This is a genomic window from Anaerofustis sp. (genome assembly GCF_019420015.1).
GTDB lineage: Bacteria > Bacillota > Clostridia > Eubacteriales > Anaerofustaceae > Anaerofustis.
The window spans coordinates 3964-20364 of sequence record NZ_JAHZIA010000009.1; the positions used below are offsets into that span (position 1 = coordinate 3964).

16 protein-coding genes and 1 tRNA gene are annotated in these 16401 nt (G+C 30.6%); 11 read left to right on the forward strand and 6 right to left on the reverse strand.

Translation table 11 applies throughout. The features are described 5' to 3' along the window. The coding region (locus QZ357_RS03070; RefSeq protein WP_290771669.1) for a glucosaminidase domain-containing protein at positions 1-2404 on the reverse strand (2404 nt) is incomplete at its 3' end. Between the two features lie 261 nt (positions 2405-2665). Here QZ357_RS03070 and tig point away from each other — a divergent pair. The 8 genes from tig (at position 2666) to QZ357_RS03110 (ending at position 9945) form a co-directional block, all read left to right on the forward strand. Then, complete coding sequence (tig, locus tag QZ357_RS03075; protein ID WP_290771671.1) at positions 2666-3982, forward strand: trigger factor; 1317 nt, start codon at positions 2666-2668, stop codon at positions 3980-3982. Positions 3983-4006: 24 nt separating this feature from the next. Further along, on the forward strand, positions 4007-4588 hold the full coding sequence (clpP, locus tag QZ357_RS03080; RefSeq protein WP_290771673.1) for an ATP-dependent Clp endopeptidase proteolytic subunit ClpP: 582 nt from the start codon (positions 4007-4009) through the stop codon (positions 4586-4588). Between the two features lie 20 nt (positions 4589-4608). Further along, positions 4609-5862, forward strand: a complete 1254-nt coding sequence (clpX, locus tag QZ357_RS03085; protein WP_290771675.1) for an ATP-dependent protease ATP-binding subunit ClpX — start codon at positions 4609-4611, stop codon at positions 5860-5862. Between the two features lie 59 nt (positions 5863-5921). Then, positions 5922-6173: a kinase to dihydroxyacetone kinase gene (locus tag QZ357_RS03090; protein WP_290771677.1), complete on the forward strand. Its 252-nt coding sequence runs from the start codon at positions 5922-5924 to the stop codon at positions 6171-6173. A 157-nt stretch (positions 6174-6330) separates the two neighbouring features. Next, positions 6331-7332, forward strand: coding sequence for a tryptophan--tRNA ligase (trpS, locus tag QZ357_RS03095; RefSeq protein WP_290771679.1), 1002 nt, complete (start codon positions 6331-6333; stop codon positions 7330-7332). Between the two features lie 304 nt (positions 7333-7636). Next, positions 7637-8320: a Crp/Fnr family transcriptional regulator gene (locus tag QZ357_RS03100; protein ID WP_290771682.1), complete on the forward strand. Its 684-nt coding sequence runs from the start codon at positions 7637-7639 to the stop codon at positions 8318-8320. 19 nt (positions 8321-8339) lie between these two features. Continuing rightward, positions 8340-9551, forward strand: coding sequence for an FprA family A-type flavoprotein (locus QZ357_RS03105; protein ID WP_290771684.1), 1212 nt, complete (start codon positions 8340-8342; stop codon positions 9549-9551). 19 nt (positions 9552-9570) lie between these two features. Next, the gene (locus tag QZ357_RS03110; protein ID WP_290771686.1) at positions 9571-9945 is read left to right on the forward strand and encodes a desulfoferrodoxin family protein; all 375 of its coding nucleotides are present in this window, start codon (positions 9571-9573) and stop codon (positions 9943-9945) included. Between the two features lie 88 nt (positions 9946-10033). Here the strand turns inward: QZ357_RS03110 and topA are convergent, their stop codons facing one another. The 5 genes from topA to QZ357_RS03135 form a co-directional block, all read right to left on the reverse strand. After that, positions 10034-12100, reverse strand: coding sequence for a type I DNA topoisomerase (gene topA, locus QZ357_RS03115; protein ID WP_290771688.1), 2067 nt, complete (start codon positions 12098-12100; stop codon positions 10034-10036). A 34-nt stretch (positions 12101-12134) separates the two neighbouring features. Then, a complete protein-coding gene (gene dprA, locus QZ357_RS03120) occupies positions 12135-13277 on the reverse strand; it encodes a DNA-processing protein DprA (protein WP_290771691.1) in 1143 nt (380 codons plus the stop codon). Between the two features lie 199 nt (positions 13278-13476). After that, complete coding sequence (locus QZ357_RS03125) at positions 13477-14031, reverse strand: ImmA/IrrE family metallo-endopeptidase (RefSeq protein WP_290771693.1); 555 nt, start codon at positions 14029-14031, stop codon at positions 13477-13479. Positions 14032-14075: 44 nt separating this feature from the next. After that, a complete protein-coding gene (locus QZ357_RS03130) occupies positions 14076-14267 on the reverse strand; it encodes a DUF1858 domain-containing protein (RefSeq protein ID WP_290771695.1) in 192 nt (63 codons plus the stop codon). Between the two features lie 103 nt (positions 14268-14370). Beyond that, a complete protein-coding gene (locus QZ357_RS03135; RefSeq protein WP_290771697.1) occupies positions 14371-14811 on the reverse strand; it encodes a polymer-forming cytoskeletal protein in 441 nt (146 codons plus the stop codon). 328 nt (positions 14812-15139) lie between these two features. Here QZ357_RS03135 and QZ357_RS03140 point away from each other — a divergent pair, with 328 nt between their 5' ends. From QZ357_RS03140 to QZ357_RS03150, 3 genes are all read left to right on the forward strand, one after another. After that, the gene (locus QZ357_RS03140) at positions 15140-15487 is read left to right on the forward strand and encodes a hypothetical protein (protein ID WP_290771699.1); all 348 of its coding nucleotides are present in this window, start codon (positions 15140-15142) and stop codon (positions 15485-15487) included. A 6-nt stretch (positions 15488-15493) separates the two neighbouring features. Continuing rightward, on the forward strand, positions 15494-15955 hold the full coding sequence (locus QZ357_RS03145) for a hypothetical protein (protein ID WP_290771701.1): 462 nt from the start codon (positions 15494-15496) through the stop codon (positions 15953-15955). A gap of 240 nt (positions 15956-16195) precedes the next feature. After that, positions 16196-16271, forward strand: a tRNA-Lys gene (locus tag QZ357_RS03150). Positions 16272-16401: the final 130 nt, after the last annotated feature.

Consider the following 16401-nt stretch of genomic DNA (forward strand, 5'->3'; position numbering starts at 1 on the left):
TAGGATAAGTATACACATATTTTCCATGAATAAATTTAACTTTATAAGAACCCGCAGGAAGCTTAGCTCCAACTTTATACCCCGCATTATTTTTACTCGTTGCATATCCTTTAAATGTTGCAGCACATCTGACATTGGCTTTTTTATAATACATTCCATAAGTTGCAACAAATTTACCTTTTGAATTGTAAATTCGTATATAGCTTGTCCCCGGTCTGTTAGGATACATAGAAAGCACCGTAGAGCTTCCTCTTTTTATTGTTGTCTTACTTATATCTGTAAAAAGTCTTGTTGCTTTGCTATATACTTTGGTACTGTAAAATTTTGTTTTAGCTATTTTTCCTTTTGCAGAAATCGTTACTCTAAACAGATATTTTGTACCTTTAGAGCTCGATTTTACATATTGACCTGCTTTATATCCCGCTTGATTTTCTTTCGTTGCTTTACCATCCCAATAAAAAGTTGCCGTTGTTTTCTTAGTTGTTTTTTTCTGTTTAATTTGCTTTGCAACCAATCTTTCTTTTGCATCATATACCCTAAGCTCTACTTGTGAACCTTCTACATTTGCCCACACTGTTGATTGAACTTTCAAGTTATTTCCGTATCCAGGAGTAAAACCATAGCTTAAAGAAGGTTTTACGCTTGGTGAAGAAACACTTAATTCAACTTTTGAAGGTGGTTTAGGTTTATCTTCTTCGGTATTAGCCTTTCCTTTTCTTACAATAGAAATATATTTCTTCGGAATATATCCCACAGATTTTGAATAATCATACTCATAAGAATAAGTACAGATGTTTCCTTTTACACCCATTTCTGTTTGAACCTTATAAAAATCTCCGCTTGTCCCTAAAATCACAACAGGGATTCCTTTTGGTTCAGACAATGTTTTCGTCGCCAATTTATAAAAAGCTTTTGATGATGTTGATGGTTTTTGATAAACATAACAACTTTCTTTAGAGATTCCTATAGTATACTTTCCGTAATCTTTTGAACCCATCAGCTTATCCTGTTGGTAAGCTATCCCACCTATTTTTTCACCATGATAAGGATCTGAAGCATATTTTACGTTTACCCCTATTTTTTTGTTTCCAGGAGCTGTACCGTAATATCTAAAGTCACTGTCAGCATCAAAATACCCGCGGCTCAAATGTCTGTAAGCATGCTCTTCTATGCATTTTCCAGGACTTGAAAAAGAATAAGCATTATCAGGATCAGAATCATAAGCAGCAATACCAAAAAGGTTATTTCTGTTAAGAGCATACCAACTGGTTCCATATGCACTTTCCAAATTCGCAAAAGAAAGTTCCAAAAGCGCATTGATACCATATTTATTTTGTACTTTTATTAAATTATCACCTTGATTTCTGAGTTTGCTGTTACTTGCATAATTTTTAATTCTGCTGTTTAACTGTGATGCAGAATATGAAGTTTTTGTTCTGTATGGAAGATATGTATAATAAGGATAATAAGTCCCCACTTTAGAACTTGATTTTAAATACCCGTCAGTATAGAAGTTCACTCCGTCCATACTGAAATACGATACTCCTTTTTTCATAAAAGAAGGAGCTTTATCAACAACAAAACTTGTAAGAGATGTCTTTTCGCCACTTTCAAAGTATTTGCTTCTGCTTGGGTCTGTTAAATTGGAAATTGAATGAACCAAATCTCCGCTTGAATTCACACTATATGTTGCAACTCTATATTTTTTCGTTGAACTGCTTCCCGATACATATACTTGTGATATGAGTGCTCTTGGAATTAATGTCAAATTAGCAGATGATGTATAGTTTACCATTCCGCTAACACCTACTTTACATTTAGACTGAGTTGAAGAAAGCTTTGACGAGCCATAATAAAACACTTCAACATGATTTGATACATATGGTTTACTTCCCGCATAATTTTCATCAAAAGATAAAGTTGAATTACTTGAAGAAACATAAGCTCTCCCGTCTTTCATTGCAATAACTTTACCTGAGCTGTTCATTATACACATTCCATATGCCTTTTTTAAATTTGCAGTATCACCTTTTGATTTATAACTGTCATAATAAGCATTCATTTTTGACAATGCGTCATTAAAATCAGAATAACTTTTTAATTCTTTAAATTTAACAACTGACGCATATTTATCTGAAGTTTTGGCTTTTGCGGCATAAACATATCCTACTTTAAAAACCACAGCAGCTCTGGATTTTAAATTCATTTCATTATCACTACTATAAGAAAACTCTTTAGGTGGCTCATCACCTTTAAAGTAATCTTCATTCAAAGCCTCATTTTTTACAACATCAGAAACTGCTTCCGTTGTAATTTCGCTTTCTGCCAAAACAGGCATACCGCAAAAAGAAATTAACAAAAACGAGATAATCAAAATCGTCAAAAACTTTTTAAAAATCCTCATATCATTCTCCTCAATACACATAGATATTTTAATTATACAATATTCGACTTTTTTTTACAATAAAAAATGACCAATCAAACAACTTGTGCCCCCTAAAAAAACAAATAAATTACATTTAAATCAACAAAATTTGCAAAATAATAAAAGATTTACGGAATTCTCAAATATATCCAAACAAAAACCTCTTAAACCTTGAATTTCTCGTTAATTATGATATAATACTATTTTGAGTTAGAATGGGACTTAGGAGGTAAAATATAAATGAGTTCAATATTAGATAAGAAAGAAAAAAACGTGGCAACAATTACAATAACTGTTTCCGCAGAAGATTTTAACAAAGCCATTGATGTTGCATACAAAAAAAACAAAGGAAAGTTCAACATTGACGGTTTCAGAAAAGGAAAAGCCCCAAGACAAATTATTGAAAGAAAATTCGGTGAAGGTATATTCTTTGAAGATGCAATCGATGCAGCATTTCCTGCTGAATATGAAAAAGCAATCGAAGAACATGATTTAAAACCTGTAAATATGCCTGCAATGACAAAATTAGACAAAATAAGTAAAGAAGAAGGTGCTACATTTACTATTGAAGTTGAATTGGAACCTGAATTCGAACTTGGAGAATATAAAGGCATTGAAATTTATTCAACTGAATATGAAGCAACCGATAAGGACGTTGAAGACGAACTTGACAGAGTAAGAGAACAAAATGCAAGACTTATAAGCGTTGAAGATACAGAAAGTAAAGACGGAGACACTGTTATAATCGACTTTGAAGGATTCGTAGGAGATAAAGCTTTCGAAGGAGGAAAAGGAGAAAACTATCCTCTTGTACTTGGAAGCAATTCTTTCATTCCAGGATTCGAAGATCAACTTATCGGTAAAAAAGCTGGAGAAGAAGTTGATGTTAACGTTACATTCCCTGAAGAATATCACGCTCCTGATTTAGCTGGAAAAGACAGTGTATTCAAAGTTAAAATTCACGAAGTTAAAGCAAAAGAACTTCCAGAACTTGATGACGACTTTGCTGCAGACGTAAGTGAATTTGATACTTTAGATGAATACAAAGAAAGTTTGAAAGCCACAATTAAAGAACAAAGGGAAAACAACCTAAGAGGTGCGGCTATAAACACAATTATCGAAGAAGTATGTAAAAATACTGACATAGAAATCCCTCAATGTATGATTGACAGAAAAGCAGACGATGTTAAAGCTCAATTCGAACAACAAATCATGCAAAGCGGAGTTGATCCTAAAACATACTATGAAATCATGAAAGGTCAAAACGACGGTAAAAACGAAGATGACTTTATGAAACTATTTGTGGAACAAGCCGAACATGACGTAAAGCAAGAATTGGTACTTGCAAAACTTATGGAAATTGAAAATTTCGATGTTACAGATGAAGAAAAAGATAAAGAAATTGAAAATTTCGCAAAAGCTTACAATCAAAAAGCAGAAGATTTCAAGAAAAGTATGGATGAAACCACAGAAGAATATATCACAAACTTCATCAAACAAAGAAAACTTTTTGATTTCCTAATTGACAATGCTAAGGTAAAAGAAGAAGAAAAATAATTCGGAAATTCGGAGGTAAAATTTATGCCATTAATCCCAATGGTAGTGGAAAATGAAGGCAGAGCGGAACGCTCTTATGATATTTATTCACGTCTTTTAAAAGACAGAATAATATTTCTCACAGGAGAAATAAATGATGATGTTGCAAACTTGGTAGTAGCTGAAATGTTGTTTCTCGAAGCACAGGACAGTTCAAAAGATATCCAGCTTTACATCAACTCTCCTGGAGGAAGTGTAACGGCAGGAATGGCTATTTATGACACTATGAATTACATCAAATGCGATGTTTCCACAATATGTATAGGAATGGCTGCTTCTATGGGAGCATTTCTGCTTGCATGCGGAACAAAAGGAAAAAGAATTGCACTTCCAAACAGCGAGGTAATGATTCATCAACCTCTCGGAGGTTTTCAAGGTCAAAGCAGTGATGTTGAAATACATGCAAAGAGACTTTTGAAAACAAGAGAAGATATAAACAAAATACTCAGCAAACAAACCGGTAAAACACTTAGGACAATAGAAAAAGATACTGACAGAGATAACTTTATGAGTGCAAAAGAAGCCATGGAATACGGGCTTATAGATAAAGTTTTTGAAAAAAGGTAAAACGGAAGGGGGCTATTATAATGAGTGACGAAAATAAAAATCATGAAAATGAAAACCATTGTTCATTTTGTGGAAAAACTCAAGCAGATGTAAAAAGTTTAGTAGCAGGCCCGGGAGTATTCATTTGTAATGAATGTATCGCCCTTTGCAGTGAAATGTTCGCAGATTCTTTTTATGATGAAGAAGAATATATTGATGACAATACTCCAGATTTAAACGACGTAGAAAAACCAAAAAAAATCAAAGAACTATTGGACGAATATGTTATCGGACAAGAGGACGCAAAAAAAACATTGGCAGTTGCGGTTTATAACCACTACAAAAGAATAAACTTGGATAAAGACAAAAAAGACGATAACAACGTAGAATTACAAAAAAGTAATATTTTATTAACTGGACCGACAGGAAGCGGAAAAACATTACTTGCATCTACCCTTGCAAAAATACTTAAAGTTCCTTTTGCAATAGCTGATGCAACAGCACTTACCGAAGCGGGATATGTCGGTGAAGACGTTGAAAATATTCTGCTACGACTTATCCAAGCAGCTGATTATAACGTTGAGCTTGCGCAAAAAGGAATTATTTATATTGACGAAATAGATAAAATCGCAAGAAAAAGTGAAAACACATCAATAACAAGAGATGTAAGCGGCGAAGGTGTACAACAAGCGCTTCTTAAAATACTTGAAGGTACGGTTGCAAATGTTCCTCCTCAAGGAGGACGAAAACATCCACATCAAGATTTTATACAAATAGATACTAAAAACATACTTTTTATATGCGGAGGAGCTTTTGACGGACTGGATGAAGTAATCAAGAAAAGACTTGGAACTCATTCCATGGGATTTGGAAATGATATAGAAGGAAGCAAAGATAAATCAACGGATGATTTATTCAAAATAGCACAACCTCAAGATTTTGTTAAATATGGATTAATTCCGGAACTTGTGGGTAGACTTCCTGTAAGTGCATCTCTTAACAAACTCGATGAAGAAGCACTTATTAATATATTGACAAAACCTAAAAATGCTCTTATAAAACAATACAAATACCTATTAAGTTTAGATGATGTAAATCTTCACTTCGATAAAAAAGCTATCGACTTAATAGCTAAAGAAACGGTAAAAAGAGAAACAGGCGCCAGAGGACTCAGAAGTATCCTTGAAGACATAATGTTAGATGTTATGTATGAAGCACCTAATAATGAAGATACCACAGAAATCATCGTTACAGAAAAAATGGTTCAAGACGCATTTGATAAAAAAGCAAGTTAATTAAAACCGATACAATATGTATCGGTTTTTTATTAAAAACAAATAGAAGGAGAAATTTTATGATTGAATTTAAATTTGACACACAGCTACTTATCGCAGGAGAAAATCTTAACGAAGACGAAATCAATGACTATATAAGAAATAACTTCCAAGGTGACTCTCTTTTAGCTGTAGGAGACGAAAATCTAATTAAAATACATTATCATACAAATGAACCCTGGAAAGTTCTTGAATATTGTAACTCTTTGGGAGATATTCATGATATAGTGGTTGAAAACATGGAAAGACAATCAAAAGGATTAAAAGGATAATTAAAAACATATCTTTAATTATTTTATTTATAATATCAAAATTTTAATAAATAATAATAATACTAATATTTATTGCATAATAAAGAAAATATTGGTATTATTATTAGTTGTAGATAATTAAAATAATTGATATAAATATAGAGTCGAGGTATACAATATGTCTGAAAATAAAAAAACCATTTTAAGCGGCATACAATCAAGCGGAGAATTTACTATCGGAAATTACTTTGGCGCAATAAAAAACTGGGTAGAAAGACAGGATGAATATAATTGTATGTATTTTATTGCTGATATGCACGCAATAACCGTCAACCAAATACCTGCAAATCTTAGAAAAAGATCTTTTGAATGTGCGGCAATGCTCTTAGCAAGTGGAATTGATCCCAAAAAGTCTATATTATTCATACAATCTCATGTTCATCAACATGCTGAGCTTGCGTGGATACTGAATTGTAATGCACATATGGGCGAGCTTTCCAGAATGACGCAATATAAAGACAAGTCAAAAAATCAAGGAGAAAATATAAAGGTAGGTTTATTTGATTATCCTGTTTTGATGGCAGCCGATATATTACTATATCAAGCAGACTTAGTTCCTGTAGGAGATGATCAAAAACAACATCTTGAACTTACAAGAACAATAGCGAACAGATTTAACAACAATTACTCCCCTACTTTTAAAGTTCCTGAAGGATATTACGGAGAAAACGGTGCGAGAATAATGTCACTGCAAGACCCTTTAAAGAAAATGTCAAAGTCAGATGAAAACAAAAACGGATTTATTTCAATGATTGATAAAAAAGACATTATAATATCAAAATGCAAAAAAGCCGTTACAGATTCAGACATGAATATCATATATGACAAACAAAATAAACCAGGAGTATCTAATCTACTTGAAATATACTCATGTGCATCAAACAAAACAATTGAAGAATCAGTAAAAGATTTTGAAGGAAAAAACTATGCCTACTTTAAAAGTGCAGTTGCTGAAAGTATTGCAGACAGACTTATTCCTATTCAAACAGAATTTGAAAAGCTGTGTAAAGATAAAACATATGTAAATGAAATCTTAGCACAAAGCAGTGAACAGGCTTCATATATAGCAAATAGGACACTTAGAAAAGTAAAAAAGAAAATAGGTTTTTACAGTATTTAAAACTAGAAAAAGAAATCTTAAACGGTTTCTTTTTTATTATACAAAACAACATAAATATGAAAAATATCATTACCAAATACATTTATTTATTAAAATAAAATTTTATAAATTTATATGTATTATATCTGACTTAAAGTATAAAAATATTTAATAAATAATTTATTTGAAATTTTGATTGATTTTAATCGTATTTTAATGTAAAATCATACTAAATGTAACATATGTTACAGACTTTTATTGATAAATTTGATAGTATATAATAAATTGATTATTAATGATTTATCTTAATTATTGGGAGAAAATTATGGATTTTACATTAATATCAAAATCAGAACTTTTTCATGGTATAGAAAGAGAAGCAGTAAAAAAAGTTGTAAATTGTTCCTATTCAAGAATTCGTGAATATTCTGAAGGTGAAATTATATTTAAAGAAGAAGATAAACCTTATTATTTATATGTACTGTTAGAAGGAGACGTAATAATAGTTAAAGACTATCCTTCCGGAAACAGAAATATATTTTATGAAGTAGAAAACGGAGAAATATTTGGAGATTTATTCCACGGAGAAAATAATAATTTCAACTATTACGATGCCATATGTACAAAGAAATCAAAAATATTAATAATACCCTGGAATTTCTTCTTTAATGTTTGTGATAATCCTTGTATATATCATAAAATGCTAATAAAAAACATAATGCACCTTCAGGCAGATAAGTCTCTGTCATTAATGAAAAAAATTCACTTATTATCTGCTACGACATTGGAAGAAAAAATAGCTTTATATCTTTTAGAAAACATGAATGAGGAAAATAATGTATATATAAATATGACACGGGAAACAATGGCAGATTTTTTTGGAGTAAAAAGACCTTCTTTATCAAGAAGTCTTATGAAAATGCAAAAAGAAAATCTAATAAAAATAAACAAAAAAAATATAAAAGTTTTAAACACTCAAAATTTAGAAGATTTATGCTCTAATAATTAAAAGAAAGGATATTAATATAATGGAAAATATTAGAAAAATAAATGAAGATTTATATTTTGTCGGAGTAAATGACAGAAGAATAGAATTATTCGAAAACATTTATCCGGTACCAAACGGAGTTTCGTACAATTCATATGTATTACTTGACGAAAAAAATGTTCTTTTTGACACAGTAGACAAACATGTTGGAGAAGAATTTATAGAAAATATCAAATCCGTTTTACAAGACAGAAAACTTGATTATATCGTTGTAAACCATATGGAACCGGATCATTGTGCTATGTTAAACGAAATAGTTTATCGTTATCCTGAAGCAAAAATTGTATGTAATCAAAAAACCGTTGTAATGATAAAACAATTTTTTGATTTTGATATTGATAAAAAAGCTATAATCGTAAAAGAAAATGACACACTAAATACCGGTAAACATACACTCGCATTTGTAATGGCGCCAATGGTTCATTGGCCGGAAGCCATGGTAACATATGATACAAAAGATAAAATACTATTTTCTGCGGATGCATTCGGAACATTTGGAGCTATCGACGGAAATATATATACAGACGAAGTAGATTATCAAAATGGATGGATTGATGAAAACAGAAGATATTTTACAAATATTGTAGGAAAATACGGACCTCAAGTACAAGCTTTACTAAAAAAAGCATCTACTTTAGATATAGAATTAATATGCCCTCTTCATGGACATATTTGGAGAGATAAAAATGATATAGGAATGATTCTTGAAAAATATAATTCATGGAGCACCTATTCTCATGAAGAAAATTCTGTTTTAATCGCTTATGCTTCAATTTACGGAAACACAGAAACAGCTGCAAATATGTTAGCGGCTAAAATCGCACAAAAAGGAATTAAAAATATAAAAGTATTTGATGTATCAAAAACAGATCCATCTTATATAATTTCGGATGCATTTAAATATTCAACACTTGTTTTTGCATCGGTAACGTATAATAACGAGATATTCCCTAAAATGGAAACTTTACTTCATGAATTAGCAGCTCATAATTTACAAAACAGAAACATAGCCTTTATAGAAAACGGTACTTGGGGACCAATGGCAACAAAAAAAATGAAAGCAATCTTAGAAAAATTGAAAAACATCAATTTCTTAGAAGAAGAAGTAACAATTAAATCATCATTAAAAGAAGACAGCAAAGAAAAATTAAATTTATTGGCTGAAAGTATTGTTGAATCAATACAAAAATAAAAAAAGGAAGGTAATAAAAATGGAATCAAAATTTTACAAATGTAAACATTGCGGAAACATTGTTGTATTTGCAGTAAACAAAGGTGTACCTGTAATGTGTTGTGGTGAAAAAATGGAAGAAATGAAAGCAGGAACAACAGACGGAGCTTTAGAAAAACACGTACCTGCTGTAAATGTAAACGGAAATGAAGTAACAGTACAAATAGGAGAAGTTGAACATCCTATGTTAGAAGAACATTTTATTGAGTTTATATGGCTTGAAACAAAACTTGGACATCAAGTAAAAAGCTTAAAACCGGGAGACGAACCTAAAGCAAAATTTGCTTTAGCTGAAGGTGATGAAGTAGTAGCAGTTTATGAATACTGTAATCTTCACGGACTTTGGAAAAAATAATAAGATGTAAAGAACACATTAAAAAGAGATAAGAGTAATACTCTTATCTCTTTTACTTTATCAAAATAATATTTAAAGCATATTTTTATTATAATTCTTCTTTATATTTGCATTCTTTATTTTTACAAAATAGAGTTTTTTTCTTACCTTTACTTTCATAAAGAATTTCACCGCACTGAGGACATATCTTTTTTGTCGGCTTTTGAGACGAGGCAAAATCGCATTTCGGATAATTTTTACATCCGTAAAATACACTCCCTTTTTTACTTTTTCTTTCTACAATTTGACCTGAACATTTAGGACATTCCGCATCTATCTCTTTGACAATAGCCTTAGTGGTTTTACATTCGGGGTATCCCGAACATGCCATAAACTTTCCGAATCTTCCGTATTTTATAACCATAGGTTTACCGCAATTTTCACAAATTTCATCTGTTTGTTCTTCAGGAAGTTTAATTCTTTCAATATCTTTTGCCTTATCCAATTCTTTCGCAAGTTCTTTATAAAAATCAGATATAACATCTTTCCATTTTCTTTTACCTTCTTCGATATTATCAAGACTACTTTCCATCTGAGCGGTAAAATCCACATCAACAATATCTTCAAAATTTTCTCTTAAAAGCTTATCGACCGCTTCACCTATCATCGTAGGAATAAACCTTCTTTGATCCATATCAACATATCCTCTGTTTTTTATAGTATTAATAATTTGAGAATACGTAGAAGGTCTGCCTATACCTTCTTCTTTTAATACTTTTACAAGGCTGGCCTCATTATACCTAGCAGGAGGTTGAGTAAATTTCTGCATAGGCTTTAAATCTTTTAGATTTACCTCTTCACCTTCTTCAAGCATTGGAATACTTTCATTTTCTTCTCCTTTTTTTGAAGAAAAATCATATACTTCCAAATAACCTTTAAATTTCACACGAGACCCTGTAGAACGAAATATATACTCCCCGTTTTCTATATCAACACGTAATGTATCATAAACGGCAGGAGCCATTAGAGAAGCTAAGAATCTATTATATATAAGTGTATATAGTTTTAATTGATCCGATGTTAATGATGTTTTTAATTTATCGGGAGTCAAATTTACATCAGAAGGTCTTATTGCCTCATGTGCATCTTGAATTTTACTACCCGATTTTGATTTTACTCCGGTATAACCAATATACTCCTTACCATAGTTATTAATAATAAAATCACTTCCTGCCTGTATAGCCTCTTTTGATAGTCTGGTAGAATCAGTTCTTAAATAAGTAATAAGCCCTATTTGCCCTACTCCTTCAACCTCTACCCCCTCATACAATTGTTGCGCTAACATCATTGTCTTTGAAATTGAAAAATTAAGTTTACTGCTTGCATCTTGTTGCATAGAACTCGTTTCAAAAGGTGGCGGAGAATTTTTTTTCTTAGTACCTCTTTTTACCTCTTTTACGATAAACTTATTCTTTTTTAGCTCTTTTATTATATTATCAGCCTGTTCTTTATTTTTTATCTCAGCTTTTTTACCTTTTATAAGTGCAAGTTTACTTAAAAATTCTTCCTTAGTTTCTGTTTTACTTAACAAAGCATCCATCAACCAATACTCTTCACTGACAAAGTTTCTTATTTCATTTTCTCTGTCAATAATTAATCTCATTGCAACAGACTGTACTCTTCCGGCACTCAATCCTCTGAGTACTTTACTCCACAGTACAGGACTTATCTTATATCCCACAAGCCTATCAAGAACTCTCCTCGCTTGTTGAGCATCAACGATATTCATATCTATTTTTCTTTTATGATTAATTGCATTATTTATAGCTGAAGGAGTAATTTCCAAAAACTCCATTCTGTTTTTATCTGACAAATCAAGACCCAAATAATTTGCTATATGCCAAGAAATAGCTTCTCCTTCACGGTCGTTATCAGTTGCAAGAATTACTTCATCTGCCTTCTTTGCATCAGCTTTTAATTTTTTTAGTCTTTCCCCTTGTCCTCTTATAGTCTTATACTCAGGTTCAAAATTATTTTCTATATCAATACCGAGCTTAGACTTCGGCAAGTCAATAACATGCCCCTTTGATGCAACTACTTTACAATCTTTCGGTAAATATTTTTGTATTGTTTTAGCTTTAGCAGGCGATTCTACTATTACCAATCTATAAGACATCCCCTACTCCTTTCAAATAAATATACAGTGCAAGCTATTTTAATTCGATTTTTGCACCTGTGCTAATAACAATACCTCTTATTTCCAACATTGTCAAGATAGAATTTATAAGATTTATTTCCATATCAACATTTTGACTTATTAAATCTACAGTATTATTACCTTCTAAAATAGAATCATAAATTACTTTCTCATTATCATCCAAATTCAGAAGTTCTCTCTTATTCACAATATTTACATCATCCATATTCAATCTTTCAATGTTATCATTTTTTAAATACTTATCAACAGGCTTTTTTAATAAATAATACAAATCTTCTATAACATCATCAGCACTAAGTATAAGTTTAGCACCATCCTTTAACAAAGAATTACTCCCTTCACAAATAGAAGATGTAATATTGCCGGGTACAGCATAAACTTCCCTTCCCTGTTCGTTGGCATATTTTGCCGTAATTAAGGAACCGCTTTTATAGGAAGCTTCTATTACAACCGTTCCGTGACTTAATCCGCTTATAATTCTGTTTCTTGCAGGGAAATGATGACTTAACGGTTCTGTTCCTGGAATATATTCACTAACAACCATTCCCCGTCCTTCTATTATTTCGTTATACAGCCTTTCATTTGATTTAGGATATATTTTATCTACCCCACATCCCAAAACAGCTATAGTATCCCCAAAACCTTTTAAAGCTCCAAGATGAGCATACGTATCTATTCCCATTGCCATTCCACTTACAACATCTATACCTCTGTTTGAAAATTCCATGGCAAAATGCTGAGCAACCTTCATTCCGTAATTGCTCGCCCTCCTTGTTCCTACAATGGAAATCATTGGGTTCTCTTCAATAAATAAATTTTTACCTTTATAAAAAAGTATCGGAGGATAATCATAGATTTCTTTCAATGAGTACGGATAATACTTATCATCCATTGTTATATAGTTTATATTTTCTTCATACATTTTATCGATTATTCTGTCGTACTTAGTAAGATCTTTATCCGTTATAAGCCTTGTGGCAATATCTAAAGTTATTCCTTTTACTTTAGTATACCTGCTTATGTCGTCATTTTCATATATATCATCTACCGAGCCAAAATAGTCATATAAACTTATTGCTTTTTTTGCCCCCACATTCTGTATACTCATAAGCCATAACCATTTTGATATATTCATATTATAAATCCTCCTTAATTTTATAATAAAAAGATAAAACATTTTATGACAAATTTCAACAGTATTAGAACATTTGGTCACAAAGGAATCAATTATTAATCACATTTTTATATTTTTATAAAATAAAAATCCCATTTTTTATGGGATTTCAATTTTTTATCTATATAGCAAATAATAAAATCTTTTTTACAGCTAGCAACTACCATAATAAATTAAATTTATCTTTTTCATGTCTGATACTTTTTTCATAATACTTTTTTCTTTTCTTTATAAAGTCAACAGTGACACCAAACATATCACTTGCCTCATATGCATTAAAACTTCCATACATACTAAAAGAATCATTATAAAACTCTTCAAATAAATCATCGGGAATCAAAAAATATAATGAAAAGGCATCAGCCTGCGCCTCCTCTTTTCCCAAAGATATATCCTCATTTTCCAGTTGATTTGTACTGTGGCAAAACAAATGACCAACTTCGTGTCCTAAAGATTCTCTCTTTCTTTTATTTTCATCGCCCAATGTGGAATTCATTTTATAAAAGTCTTTATCATCCATTGTTGTATTGCCTACAATCAATAAATTCCCCACAACACATGACTTATCACAATTATCAAAAAATTTCACTTTATAATTCAAGTCTTCAAATATTTCTTCAAATTTATCAAAACTTATCGGATATGTATCCACAAAATACTTATTTCGAACCATTTCCGCCTTTTCATGCATATTTTCATATAAATATTTAGTCATAATTTCTCCTACTAAAAAGGCCCCTTAACAGGGGCCAATTAAACTTAAATGTTTGCGTTTAAATCTTCTACTAAATCATCAACATTAATACCGTGAGCCAATGCCCCTTCTTCCAATGTTTCAAATCTTGCAGCCATACATCCAACACAACCCATTCCATATGCTTGAAATACAGAAACTGCATTAGGGTATTTGTTAACTATATCCATAATTCCCATATCTTTAGTTATTTTCATTTTATTACCTCCATTTTCTTATAAATAATTATTTTTCTAAAAAAGTTACTTAGTTATTAAATAAATTCTTAGATTAATAACAATAACTCCAGACATCCAAAGATTATTCTTCGATATCATTTACCGTTAATCCAACATCATCTTCAGCAGCTTTCATGGCTTCGCTTATTTGCGTTTCTGAACTATTTGATTTTATCTTACATCCGCCTATAAATATTGCGCCTTCATCTATTATTATATTATCAACGTATACATCCCCGGTAAGTTTTCCGGTCGAAAGTATTTTTAATTGTTCACAAGTAACAATCCCTTCAACAGTACCTATTATATGAACATTTTTTGCATTGATATTCCCTGAAATTAAAGCATTTCTTCCAACAATTATATTTCCGGATAAATTTATATTACCCTTCAGATTACCTTCATATCTGACATTTCCTCCGGCTGCAAGATCTCCGATAAAAGTAATATCACTACCTACAATTGTATCTATCTGTTCATAATTAACTCTCTTATTAGATACCGGAAGTTTATTCTTTGCCATTATTGTTTACCTCTCTTTAAATAATCTTAAGCCATCGTTTAATCAATTATTAATTATACCCTAAGTAAATTTAAAATACAAGAAAAAATACTAAACAGTTGTTTTTTGTTAGATTTTTATAAAATTTTGTGATACACTGAAAATATATATATATTTTCTATATGTAAAAATTGATTTTTCATTAAATTAATAAACTATACAAATATAAATGTACAATAATCAATTTGCAATCTAAAAATTTAAATATAAGTAACCGCTTTATAGTTTTTAACTGCTAAACGACAAATATACCAAATTCAAAAAAATAAAAAAATATCGGAGGTATAAAATGAATGCTTTATTTATAATATTAAACGACACATACCTTATTGATGATGTTCACGAGATATTGTCAAAATGCGGAGTGGGAGGAACCTTTTTCAATTCAAACGGACTTGGCAAAGTCAACTTGGATTATGACAGCGATCATACATTTACTTCGGTAAGAAAAATCCTAGCCGGTGACAAACCGAAAAACATAACTATCGTATCAGTAATAAAAAGTGAAGAAAAATTGGACGAAGTAACAATAGAAGTAATGAAACTGTTAAATAATATAGAAGAAAAAGGAGTCGGATTTATGTTTGTCGTTCCGGTTTTACATGTATTTGGACATAAGGGAAAGGATATGCAGTAATTTTATATGAAAAATATTAATATAAATAAAAAACAAGTTATTTTTATCATTATAGGAATTATTTTAATTCTTACATTACTCTTCACTCCTAAAATCGCAAAAATAAATATGCTTAATTCCGTTGAAGAGAATAAAATTGCAAATAAAAAAATAGTAAAAATAGAATATATTAAATATGAAAAAGAGCCTTTTAGATCTGTCATAAAAGAAAAAAAAGAAATCAAAGGCAATAATAACAGCGTTACAAATATAATAAGAGATTTATCTTCCTATAAAACACAAATACTGGGAAACAAAGAATCAACAAACGAAATTCTTTATGTTCACTTTAAAGATGGAAGCAAATTAATGTCTTATATAGACGGCAATAAACTCGGAGTGGATAACGGCAATATTTGGTTGAAAGACATTAATATAGAAAAAATTAAAAGTGAAATGAAACAAGTAAAATTAATAAAAAATTTATAATTTAAATTACAGATGTTCTTTATTAAAAGCTAATAATTTATACTGTATATTTCTTACATTTTGTAACATAATATTATTATTAAACAAAGCAATATTAATTTATAAACACTTTACATTTAAAGTTTATAAATATCGATAATAACAACATATTTTATGATAAAAAATATTAAAAAATATCAAAAAAGTATTGACATTATTTGGATGTTTTAGTATACTGATTAAGCTGTCAGTGGCAGAAATGACCCATTAGCTCAGTTGGCAGAGCACTTGACTTTTAATCAAGGTGTCCGGAGTTCGAATCTCCGATGGGTCACCATTTTGTACAATCTGCTATATCATAAAATACTGATATAGCTTTTTTATTTCATAATATTATCAATGAATTATTTTAGTGACCCATTAGCTCAGTTGGCAGAGCACTTGACTTTTAATCAAGGTGTCCGGAG

Excerpts from the sequence above, each read along its gene's own strand:
- QZ357_RS03145 (WP_290771701.1), top strand. The coding sequence starts at position 15,494 with ATGAAAAATATTAATATAAATAAAAAACAAGTTATTTTTATCATTATA.
- tig (WP_290771671.1), top strand. The coding sequence starts at position 2,666 with ATGAGTTCAATATTAGATAAGAAAGAAAAAAACGTGGCAACAATTACA.
- trpS (WP_290771679.1), top strand. The coding sequence starts at position 6,331 with ATGTCTGAAAATAAAAAAACCATTTTAAGCGGCATACAATCAAGCGGA.
- topA (WP_290771688.1), bottom strand. The coding sequence starts at position 12,100 with ATGTCTTATAGATTGGTAATAGTAGAATCGCCTGCTAAAGCTAAAACA.
- QZ357_RS03140 (WP_290771699.1), top strand. The coding sequence starts at position 15,140 with ATGAATGCTTTATTTATAATATTAAACGACACATACCTTATTGATGAT.
- QZ357_RS03110 (WP_290771686.1), top strand. The coding sequence starts at position 9,571 with ATGGAATCAAAATTTTACAAATGTAAACATTGCGGAAACATTGTTGTA.
- QZ357_RS03100 (WP_290771682.1), top strand. The coding sequence starts at position 7,637 with ATGGATTTTACATTAATATCAAAATCAGAACTTTTTCATGGTATAGAA.
- dprA (WP_290771691.1), bottom strand. The coding sequence starts at position 13,277 with ATGAATATATCAAAATGGTTATGGCTTATGAGTATACAGAATGTGGGG.
- clpX (WP_290771675.1), top strand. The coding sequence starts at position 4,609 with ATGAGTGACGAAAATAAAAATCATGAAAATGAAAACCATTGTTCATTT.
- QZ357_RS03090 (WP_290771677.1), top strand. The coding sequence starts at position 5,922 with ATGATTGAATTTAAATTTGACACACAGCTACTTATCGCAGGAGAAAAT.
- clpP (WP_290771673.1), top strand. The coding sequence starts at position 4,007 with ATGCCATTAATCCCAATGGTAGTGGAAAATGAAGGCAGAGCGGAACGC.
- QZ357_RS03105 (WP_290771684.1), top strand. The coding sequence starts at position 8,340 with ATGGAAAATATTAGAAAAATAAATGAAGATTTATATTTTGTCGGAGTA.
- QZ357_RS03125 (WP_290771693.1), bottom strand. The coding sequence starts at position 14,031 with ATGACTAAATATTTATATGAAAATATGCATGAAAAGGCGGAAATGGTT.
- QZ357_RS03130 (WP_290771695.1), bottom strand. The coding sequence starts at position 14,267 with ATGAAAATAACTAAAGATATGGGAATTATGGATATAGTTAACAAATAC.
- QZ357_RS03135 (WP_290771697.1), bottom strand. The coding sequence starts at position 14,811 with ATGGCAAAGAATAAACTTCCGGTATCTAATAAGAGAGTTAATTATGAA.